The sequence below is a fragment of the Streptomyces sp. NPDC002773 genome (assembly GCF_040295605.1).
Taxonomy (GTDB): domain Bacteria; phylum Actinomycetota; class Actinomycetes; order Streptomycetales; family Streptomycetaceae; genus Streptomyces.
Window position 1 is genome coordinate 324,523 of the sequence record NZ_JBEOVO010000005.1, and the last position, 9,583, is coordinate 334,105.

Sequence of the window (9,583 nt, forward strand, 5' to 3'; positions counted from 1 at the left end):
GTCACGGGGTGGGTTCGAAGGTGACCGGCAGTCGGGCGGGTGCGCTCCCCGAGGGGGCGACGTGGAGGGTCTTGAGGGCGAACTCCATGACCTTCTTGTAGATGGGTCCGCAGATCTGGCCGCCGAAGTAGCTGCCCTTGGTGGGGTTCTGGATGGCGCAGTAGACGGTGATCTGCGGGTCGTCGGCGGGGGCGAAGCCGGCGAAGGAGGCGGTGTAGCCCTTGTAGCGGCCGAGTTCGGGATCGACGCGGTTGGCGGTACCGGTCTTGCCGGCGACGCGGTAGCCGGGGATCGCGGCCCTGGTTCCGGTGCCCTCCCTGTCGTCGACGACGGACTCCAGCATCTGGGCGAGGGTCTTGGCGGTCTTCTCGCTGACGACCCGGTTCTCCTTGGGCGCGGGGGCAGGGGTGAAGCGGCCGTCGGGGCCCTTGGTGCCGCGGACGAGGGTCGGTGCGACGCGTACGCCTCCGTTGGCGATGGTCGAGTAGACGGAGGCGGCCTGCATGGCGTTGAGGGAGAGGCCCTGGCCGAAGGGGATCGTGTACTGCTGCGAGGTGGACCAGTTCTGGGGCTCGGCGAGGATGCCGGGCGTCTCGCCGGGGTAGTCGAGGCCGGTGGGGCTGCCCATGCCGAACTTGCGGAGGTACGAGTCCAGGATCCGGTTGGACTCGGCCTGGTCGGCGCCGAGCTGGCCGGTGGCGAGGATCGTGCCGATGTTGCTGGACTTGGCGAGGACGCCGTTGAGGGTCAGGTACCAGGTCTTGTGGTCGACGTCGTCCTTGAAGAGCCGGTCGCCGCGGTGGAGCCGGTTGGGGACGGTGACATGGGTGTCGGGGGCCGCCTTGCCCTCCTCCAGGACGGCGGCCATGGACATGACCTTGCTGGTGGAGCCGGGCTCGTAGGCGTCCTGGAGGGCGGCGTTGCCCATGGAGGCGGCGTTGGCGGCGGAGAGGTCGTTGGGGTCGAAGCCGGGGGCGTTGGCCATGGCGAGGACCTCGCCGGTCCTCGTGTTCTGCACGATGACGTAACCCCGGTCGGCCTTGGACTTCTTCACCTGCTCGGTGATGGCCTGCTGGGCGGCCCACTGGATGTCCCGGTCGATGGTCAGCTCGATGTCGGAGCCGGGGACGGCGGGGGTGCCCTGGGAGCCCGCGGTCGGCACCTGGCGGCCGCCGGACTGGGTGAAGCGGATCTTGCCGTCCTTGCCCGCGAGTTCCGGGTCGAGCATCGACTCCACGCCGCCGGCGCCCCGGCCCTCGGCGTTGACGTATCCCAGTATCCCGGCGGCGAGTTCGCCGTTCGGGTACACGCGCTTGCTGCTGGGCTCGCTGAGGATGCCGCCGAGGAGGTTGATCCCGTTGCCGCCCGCGGAGGGCTGGGACTTCTGCGCGTAGACCTTCCTGAGGTCCTTGATCTGGTTCCAGACCTGCGGGGTCTGCTTGCGGGCCAGCAGGGTGTAGCGGGACTTGGGGGTCCGGAGCTTCTTCGCGATCTCCGCGGGCTCCTTGCCGAGGAGGGGGGCGAGGAGGGCGGCGGCCTGCTCGGGCGCGTCGGGGACCTTGGACTCCTCGGGCGTGAAGAGCTTGGGGTCGGCCGTGATGTCGTACGCGTCGACGCTGGCGGCGAGCGCGATGCCGTTGCGGTCGGTGATCTCGCCCCGCTCGGCGGAGAGCGTGTACTCCTGGAAGCGGTACTTGTCGGCCTTGGCGGCGTACGCGCTGGCGTCGACGGCCTGGACCTGGAGCAGCCGCACCACGAAGGCCACCATCACGAGCGTCAGACCGAGGGAGATCAGCCGCAGCCGGGGCCGCGGGCTGCCGAGCCGGATGGTGCGGGGCTGCCGGGCCGGGGGCCGTGGCGCGGTCCGCTTCGCGGCCGGGCGGCGCGGTTCGGGCCGGGGCTGGCGGGCCCCCGCGGAGGCGGGCCGGGGGCGCGCGGGCCGGGCGGGACCGGGCACGCGGCGGCGCGGGGGCTCCTTCGAGGGCACTGCTCGGTCACCTGCCGAAGGTTGTGGGGGTGGTGGCGGGGGCGGTGGGGGCGGACTGGTCGGTGCCGGTTTGATCGGCGCCGGACTCGGCGGTACCTGTCTGGTCGGTGCCGGTCTGGTCGGCCCCGGTCTGGTCGGCCCCGGTCGGCGTGTCGTTCGCGGTGCCCGCGGCCGTGCCCGGCGTGTCGGCCGCCGTGGCGGGGTCGACGCCCGCGTCGGTACCGGTGGCCGTGGCGGGATCGACGCCCGCGGCGGTACCCGTGTCCGTGGCCGCCGTGCCGGCGTCGGTCCCCGGCGTGGCGGAGTTCGCCGGCGGCGTCGGGGAGCCCGGGGCGCCGGCCGGCGGGGGCGTCGCCGTGGCGGACGCGCTCGGCGTGGGGCTCGGCTTCGGGGCCACCGCGACCGACGGCTCGCCGAGCACCTTGCCGTCCGGGCCGAGGAAGGCGGGGCTGCCGCCAGGGACCATGCCGAGCTCGCGGGCCCGCCGCTCGAGCGCGTCGGGCGCGGCGTAGTCGTCGACGTCCCGCTGGAGCGCCTGCTCCTCGTCGGTGAGTTCGGTGGTCCTGTCCTTGAGCTCGTTGAGCTTGAAGGACCCCTGGTTGAGGGCCGAGTTCAGCAGGAGCAGGCTGATCAGACCACCGCCGAGCAGCACCACGACAAGCAGGACGAAGGGGGTGCGGGCGGCCGAGCTCGGCCCCGACGGCATGAGCCGTCCGAGCCGCGCGGCCCGCCCTTTGAGCGGCCCCTTCGCCGTACTCACAGGACGTCTTCCCGGATCCGCTCGGCGCCCCGCAGCCGGGCCGGGGCGGCGCGCCGGTTCTCGGCGACCTCCTCCTCGGTCGGCAGCTCGGCGCCCCTGGTGAGCAGCTTCAGACGGGGCTGGTACTTCTCCGGGACGACCGGCAGACCGGGCGGGGCCGTGGTCGCCGCGCCGGCCGCGAAGACCTGCTTGACCAGCCGGTCCTCAAGGGAGTGGTACGAGAGGACCGCGATCCGGCCGCCGACTCCGAGGGCCTTCACGGCCGCCGGGATCGCCTGCTCCAGGACGGTCAGCTCGCCGTTGACCTCGATGCGCAGCGCCTGGAAGGTGCGCTTGGCCGGGTTGCCTCCGGTCCGCTTGGCGGCCTGCGGCAGGGAGTCGCGGATGAGCTCGACGAGCCGGGCGCTGTTGCTGAACGGCTCCTTCTCGCGCTCGCGCACGACCGCGGAGACGATCCGCTTGGCCTGCTTCTCCTCGCCGTACGCGCGCAGGATGCGGACCAGTTCACCGGCCGGGTAGGTGTTGAGGACCTCGGCCGCGCTGATCCCGGTCGTCTGGTCCATGCGCATGTCGAGCGGGGCGTCCTGGGCGTAGGCGAAGCCGCGGTCGGCCTCGTCCAGCTGCATGGAGGAGACGCCCAGGTCGAACAGGATGCCGTCGACCGCGGGGATGCCGAGCCGGTCGAGGACCTCGGGCAGCTCGTCGTACACGGCGTGGACGAGGGTGGCGCGCTCCCCGTACGGGGCGAGCCGTTCACCGGAGAGCCGCAGGGCCTCCTTGTCCCGGTCGAGGGCGACGAGCCGCGCCTCGGGGAACCGCTTCAGGAGTGCCTCGCTGTGGCCGCCGAGGCCCAGGGTGCAGTCGACGACGACCGCGCCGGGGCGCTCAAGGGCGGGGGCCAACATGTCCAGGCACCGCTGGAGCATGACCGGGACGTGTCGGTCGTTGCTCAATGCGCCCTCTCAGATCCGGCGCGGAGGTACCGGCGAGCGGAAGGAGGCCGAGCCGGAGGTACCGCCGCACACACGGGGGGAGAAACCGCGGGAATCGCTCGTTGTCTCCGTGAACTCCGCGTCACTTTAGTCCACGGGACCCGCCGGTCAATCAACCGGCTGGCGCGTCGCACGGCGCCGGACCAGGCCGATCTCGGCCCCCGGCGACTCGGCGTAAGCACCCAAAGCCCGGCATATCCCTCGCGCTTGTCCAGAGGCGAGTGACACGACCCGGCCATGCGAACAAGAATGCACGGGTGACACCCCCCGACGTTTCCACCGGGGGCAGGTGTCCGTGTTCCGGAAGGCCGAGGAGGGCCGGGTGACGACCTATGACGATCGAGCGAGCCTCACTGATCTGACCACCACTGCGGAGCGGGTCCGCAGATCGGTGGAGAGTGTGATCGAGGGCAAGCCCGAGGTCGTACGGCTTTCGCTGACCGTGCTGCTCGCCGAGGGGCACCTCCTCATCGAGGATGTCCCCGGCGTCGGCAAGACCATGCTCGCCAAGACCCTGGCCCGGTCCATCGACTGCTCGGTGCGCCGCATCCAGTTCACCCCCGACCTGCTGCCCTCGGACGTCACCGGCGTGTCGATCTTCGACCAGCAGCGCCGGGACTTCGAGTTCAAGCCGGGCGCGATCTTCGCGCAGATCGTGATCGGCGACGAGATCAACCGCGCCTCGCCGAAGACCCAGTCCGCGCTCCTGGAGTCGATGGAGGAGCGCCAGGTCACCGTCGACGGCCAGACCTACGAGCTGCCCAGCCCGTTCATGGTGGTCGCCACGCAGAACCCGGTCGAGATGGAGGGCACGTACCCGCTGCCCGAGGCCCAGCGCGACCGCTTCATGGCCCGGGTCTCCATCGGCTACCCGAGCGCGGAGGCCGAGCTCCAGATGCTCGACGTGCACGGCTCGGTCTCCCCGCTGGACGACCTCCAGCCGGTCGCGCACGCCCACGACATCCTCAAGCTGATCGAGGCGGTGCGCGCGGTCCACGTCGCCGACGCCGTACGGCGGTACGCGGTCGAGATCGTCTCCGCCACCCGCACCCACCCCGACCTGCGCCTCGGCGCCTCCCCGCGGGCCACGCTCCACCTGCTGCGGGCCGCCAAGGCCTCCGCCGCGCTCAGCGGCCGCGAGTACGTGCTGCCCGACGACCTCCAGGCCCTCGCCGCACCCGTCCTCGCCCACCGGCTGCTGCCGACGGCACAGGCCCAGCTGAACCGCCGTACCGCCGAGCAGGTCGTCCAGGACATCCTGCACCGCACCCCCGTCCCGGCCGCGGCCCCGCCCGCCGGACCGCTCTACGGCCAGCAGCCCGGCGCCCGGCGGCTGTGATGGGAGGCGCTGCCGTACCGGACGGACAGCGGGGCGACGAGGACGACCGGGGCGGTCTGCGGACCGCCCTCGGCGGTCTCACCACCCGTGGCCGCTCCTTCCTCGCCGCCGGGGTGGCCGCCGCCGGCTGCGCGTACGTCCTCGGCCAGGCCGACCTGCTGCGCGTCGGGCTGCTGCTCGCCGCGCTGCCGCTGATCTGCGTCCTCGTGCTGCACCGCACCCGCTACCGGGTCGCGGCCTCCCGCCGGCTCACCCCCCAGCGGGTGGAGGCGGGCACCGAGGCCCGGGTCCAGCTGCGGATGGAGAACGTCTCCAAGCTGCCCACCGGGCTGCTCATGCTCCAGGACAACGTGCCGTACATGCTGGGGCCCCGCCCCCGTTTCGTCCTCGACCGCGTCGAGGCGGCCGGGCGGCGCGAGGTGTCCTACCGGGTCCGCTCCGACCTGCGCGGCCGCTTCCCGCTCGGCCCGCTCCAGCTGCGGCTCAACGACCCGTTCGGCATGTGCGAGCTGACCCGCTCCTTCAGCGCGTACGACACCCTCACCGTCGTGCCGAGGACCGAGAGCCTGCCGCCGGTGAAGCTCGCCGGCGAGACCTCGGGGTACGGCGACGGGCAGCAGCGCTCGCTCGCCCTCGCCGGCGACGACGACATCATTCCGCGCGCCTACCGCCACGGTGACGACCTGCGCCGGGTGCACTGGCGTTCCACCGCCCGCTACGGCGAGCTGATGGTCCGCCGCGAGGAGCAGCCGCGGCGGGCCCGCTGCACCGTGCTCCTCGACACCCGCCGGGTCGCCTACCAGGGCGCGGGACCGGACTCCGCGTTCGAGTGGGCGGTCTCCGGAGCCGCGTCCTCCCTGGTGCACATGCTGGAGCGGGGTTACGCCGTCCGGCTGGTCACCGACACCGGCAGCGCGGTGCCCGGCGAGGGCGCCGAGGGCTTCGCCGGCTCGGCCCAGGACTCGGCCGAGGCGGCCGGGCTGCTCATGGACACCCTCGCGGTCGTCGACCACTCCGAGGGCGGTGGCCTCTCCCGGGCCTCCGACGTGCTGCGGGGCGGCGACGAGGGACTCCTCATCGCCTTCGTCGGCGACCTCGACGAGGAGCAGGCGGCCCTCACCGCCCGGATGCGGGGCCGCGCCGGCGCGGCCGTCGCCTTCGTCCTGGACTCCGGGACCTGGCTGACCGGCGGCTCGGTCGCCGGGGCCGTCGAGGACCGGGTACGGAAGCTGCGCGAGGCGGGCTGGACGGCGCTGGCCGTGCCGCCCGGGGCGCGGCTCGCCGATCTGTGGCAGCAGGCGGCCGGAGTCCGCGCGGAGTCCGCCGCCGCCGACACCTACGGAGGATGGTCATGAGCGGGCGCGCACGGCTGACCCTGGCCGCCTGGGGCGCCACCCTGATGGGGGCCGGAGCGCTGCTCCCCCTGGTGAAGCCGGCCACCTGGATCTTCACGGCGGCCTTCGTCCTCGCCCTGGTGAGCGGTGCGGGCACGCTGGCCAGGCGGGCACCGCTCGCCCGGCCGCTGACCCTGCTCGCCCAGACCGCCGTCGCGCTGCTCGCGCTGACCGTGATCTTCGCCCGGGAGCAGGCGATCCTCTGGTTCCTTCCCGGCCCGCAGGTCTGGACGCACGCCGCCGACCTGTTCCGGGCGGGCGCCGAGGACGTCGGCCAGTACGCGATCCCCGCGCCGGACACCGACGGCATCCGGCTCATGCTGGTCGGCGGCGTGGTCACGATCGGTCTCCTCGTGGACACCCTCGCGGTCACCTTCCGCAAGGCGGCCCCGGCCGGTCTCCCGCTGCTCGCCCTGTACTCGGTGGCGGCCGGACTTTCCGGCGGCGGCGCGGGCTGGCTCTGGTTCCTCCTCGCGGCCTCCGGCTATCTGCTGCTGCTCCTCGCGGAGGGCCGCGACCGGCTCTCCCAGTGGGGGCGGGTCTTCGGCGGCGCCCAGCGCTCCGGCCGGCCCGGTACGACCGTCGGGAGCGGCGGCCCCGCCTTCGCCCCGGCCCGTACGGGACGCCGGATCGGCGCCGTGGCCATGGGCGTCGCCCTGGTGGTCCCGCTCGCGCTGCCCGGCTTCACCGGCGGTCTGTTCGGCGGCGGCGTCGGCGAGGGCACCGGGGGGACCGGCAAGGGCGGCACGATCTCGGCCGTGAACCCGCTGGTCTCCCTCCAGGACAATCTGCGCCAGCAGGAGGACCGGGAGGTCCTGCGCTACCGGACCAACGCGCGCGACACCTCCGGCCTCTATCTGCGGCTCGTCGCGCTCGACCAGTTCGACGGCACCTCGTGGAAGTCCTCGGTCCGTCCGATCGAGGACGTGCCCGAGCAGCTGCCGTGGCCGCAGGGGCTCGCCCAGGACGTCAAGATCACCGAGGTGACCAGCAACTTCGTCGCCTCCGACGGCTACGAGCAGAAGTGGCTGCCCATGCCGTACCCGGCCGGCCGGGTCGACATCGAGGGGCGCTGGCGGTACGAGCCGGCCGGCCGGATGCTCGTCGGCGACGACAAGCAGACCACCCGGGGCGTCCGCTACCAGGTCTCCAGCCTGGACGTGCGGCCGACGCCGGAGCAGCTGGCCGCGGCCGGGCCCGCCCCGGAGAAGCTCCTCGCCGAGTACACCAAGGTCCCGACCTCGCTCCCGGCCGATGTGAAGGCCACCGCGCTGCGGGTCACCCGGGGCGCGGGCAACGACTACGAGCAGGCGGTGAAGCTCCAGGACTGGTTCGCCCGGGACGGCGGCTTCCGCTACGACGTCGAGGTGGAGTCCGGCACCGGGGTCCAGGCGATCTCCCGGTTCCTGAAGGACAAGGAGGGCTTCTGCGTCCACTTCTCCTTCTCCATGGCGGCGATGGCCCGCTCGCTCGGCATCCCGGCCCGGGTCGCCGTGGGCTTCATGCCGGGCACGACGCAGACCGACGGATCGGTCTCGGTCGGCATCCGGGACGCGCACGCGTGGCCCGAGCTGTACTTCGAGGGCGCCGGCTGGACCCGGTTCGAGCCGACCCCCTCGCGGGGCTCCACCCCCGAGTACACCCGGGAGACCACGCCGTCCGGTACGGCCACCGGTCCCGCGCAGCCGCAGCAGAGCGCCTCGGCGCAGCCGTCCGCCGCGCCGAGCGCCTCGGAGAGCTGCACCCCGCAGATGCGGAGGCTCGGTGACTGCGGTCCGGACGCGGCGGTGGGCGACGTGTCCTCGGACGGCTCAGGCCCCGATCCCCTGACGGTGGTCCTGCTGACGCTCGCGGCTCTGGTGGTCCTCTCCCTTCCCTTCCTCCCCCTGCTCTGGCGGAGCCGGGTACAGGCCCGGCGACTGGGCCCGGGGGAGGCGGTGGCACGGACGCTCGCGGTCTGGCAGGAGATCAACGACACCGCCTGGGACTACGGGATCGAGCCGGACGAGTCGCTGACGCCGAGGAGTACGGCGGCACGGATCGTCCGGCTGGGCGAGCTGAAGGGCGAGGCGGCGGACGCGGTGCACCGGGTGGCGGGGGCGGTGGAGGAGATGCTGTACGCGCCTCGGCCGCGCCCGGCGGCGGGCCTGACGGAATCGGCCGCGCGGGTACGTGCGGGCTTCCACGCCGCCGCGGACCGGCGCACCCGGCTCCGGGCGAGCCTGGCACCGCGCTCGGCGGCGCGGTTGCGCTGGGCGGTGTCGGCGCGGTGGTCGGAGTGGTCGACGAACTGGTCACTACGCCGCCAGGCCTTGACCACCCGCGCGACAGCCCCCTTCCACCGCACCTCCCGCGAGGCGAACTGACAAAAGCGAGACGCGGCGCCCGCACGGGCCGAGCCCTGCGCGAGCGCGGCACCTCGTGCGGGCCGAGCCCCGCGCCCGGACGGGCGGAGCCCTGTGCGGGCGCGGCACCCTGTGCGGGCGCGGAACCCCGTGCGGGCCGAGCCCCGCGCCCGGACGGGCGGAGCCCTGTGCGGGGCCGAGCCCCGTGCGGGCGCGGCACCTCGTGCGGGCGCGGCGCCCCGTGCGGGCCGAGCCCCGCGCCCGGACGGGCGGAGCCCTGTACCGGGCCGAGCCCCGTGCGGGCCGAGCCCGCGTCCCGTACGGGCAGAGCCCCGCGCCGCCACCCACCGCCGTGTGGGCAATCGTCCCGCAGGGCGGGACGGGTGGGCACACGGGACGGCGCCCTCGGCGGCGCCTCCGCCCCTTGTGCCTGGACCCGCACGCCCAGCGCGGCGCACACGGGTGCGGGTCAGGGCACGGTGAGCCTAGGCCCGGCAAGGGGCGCCGTCCGTTGTGCCCACCCGTTCCGCCCCAGCGGAACAGTTGCCCACAACGAGGGGGCCGGGGCGGGGGTGCGCCGCCGGGCGTTGTGCCCGCGGCGGGGTACGGGCGGGTGGGCACCGCCCCGGCGGAACAGTTGCCCACAACGAGGGGGCGGGGCGGGTGGGCGCCGGCCGTTGTGCCCGCGACGGGGTGCGGGCGGGTGGGCACCGCCCCCGCGGAACAGTTGCCCACACGGGGCTCGGCCCCGCACAGGGCTCCGCCA

Annotated in this window: 6 protein-coding genes; 3 read left to right on the plus strand and 3 right to left on the minus strand. The window is 74.1% G+C overall.

The window, feature by feature from the left end:
* Window position 1: 1 nt before the first annotated feature.
* From ABT034_RS09940 to rsmH, 3 genes are read right to left on the minus strand one after another with little or no spacing between them, the layout of a single operon-like run.
* Entirely contained in the window at window positions 2-1,987 is a 1,986-nt protein-coding gene (locus ABT034_RS09940) for a peptidoglycan D,D-transpeptidase FtsI family protein (RefSeq protein ID WP_351213207.1), read from the minus strand.
* 7 nt (window positions 1,988-1,994) lie between these two features.
* Complete coding sequence (gene ftsL, locus ABT034_RS35320; protein WP_502972861.1) at window positions 1,995-2,747, minus strand: cell division protein FtsL; 753 nt, start codon at window positions 2,745-2,747, stop codon at window positions 1,995-1,997.
* The gene (rsmH, locus tag ABT034_RS09950; RefSeq protein ID WP_351213209.1) at window positions 2,744-3,700 is read right to left on the minus strand and encodes a 16S rRNA (cytosine(1402)-N(4))-methyltransferase RsmH; all 957 of its coding nucleotides are present in this window, start codon (window positions 3,698-3,700) and stop codon (window positions 2,744-2,746) included. Before rsmH ends, ftsL begins: the two co-directional genes overlap by 4 nt.
* 361 nt (window positions 3,701-4,061) lie before the next feature.
* Here rsmH and ABT034_RS09955 point away from each other — a divergent pair, with 361 nt between their 5' ends.
* The 3 genes from ABT034_RS09955 to ABT034_RS09965 are packed head-to-tail and all read left to right on the plus strand — an operon-like array spanning window position 4,062 to window position 8,838.
* Window positions 4,062-5,078 carry an AAA family ATPase gene (locus tag ABT034_RS09955; protein WP_351213211.1) on the plus strand — a complete coding sequence of 339 codons (1,017 nt, stop codon included), beginning with the start codon at window positions 4,062-4,064 and terminating at the stop codon, window positions 5,076-5,078.
* Window positions 5,078-6,433 carry a DUF58 domain-containing protein gene (locus ABT034_RS09960; RefSeq protein WP_351213213.1) on the plus strand — a complete coding sequence of 452 codons (1,356 nt, stop codon included), beginning with the start codon at window positions 5,078-5,080 and terminating at the stop codon, window positions 6,431-6,433. Before ABT034_RS09955 ends, ABT034_RS09960 begins: the two co-directional genes overlap by 1 nt.
* On the plus strand, window positions 6,430-8,838 hold the full coding sequence (locus ABT034_RS09965) for a transglutaminase TgpA family protein (RefSeq protein ID WP_351213215.1): 2,409 nt from the start codon (window positions 6,430-6,432) through the stop codon (window positions 8,836-8,838). The genes ABT034_RS09960 and ABT034_RS09965 overlap by 4 nt, the downstream gene beginning before the upstream one ends.
* Window positions 8,839-9,583 lie beyond the last annotated feature (745 nt).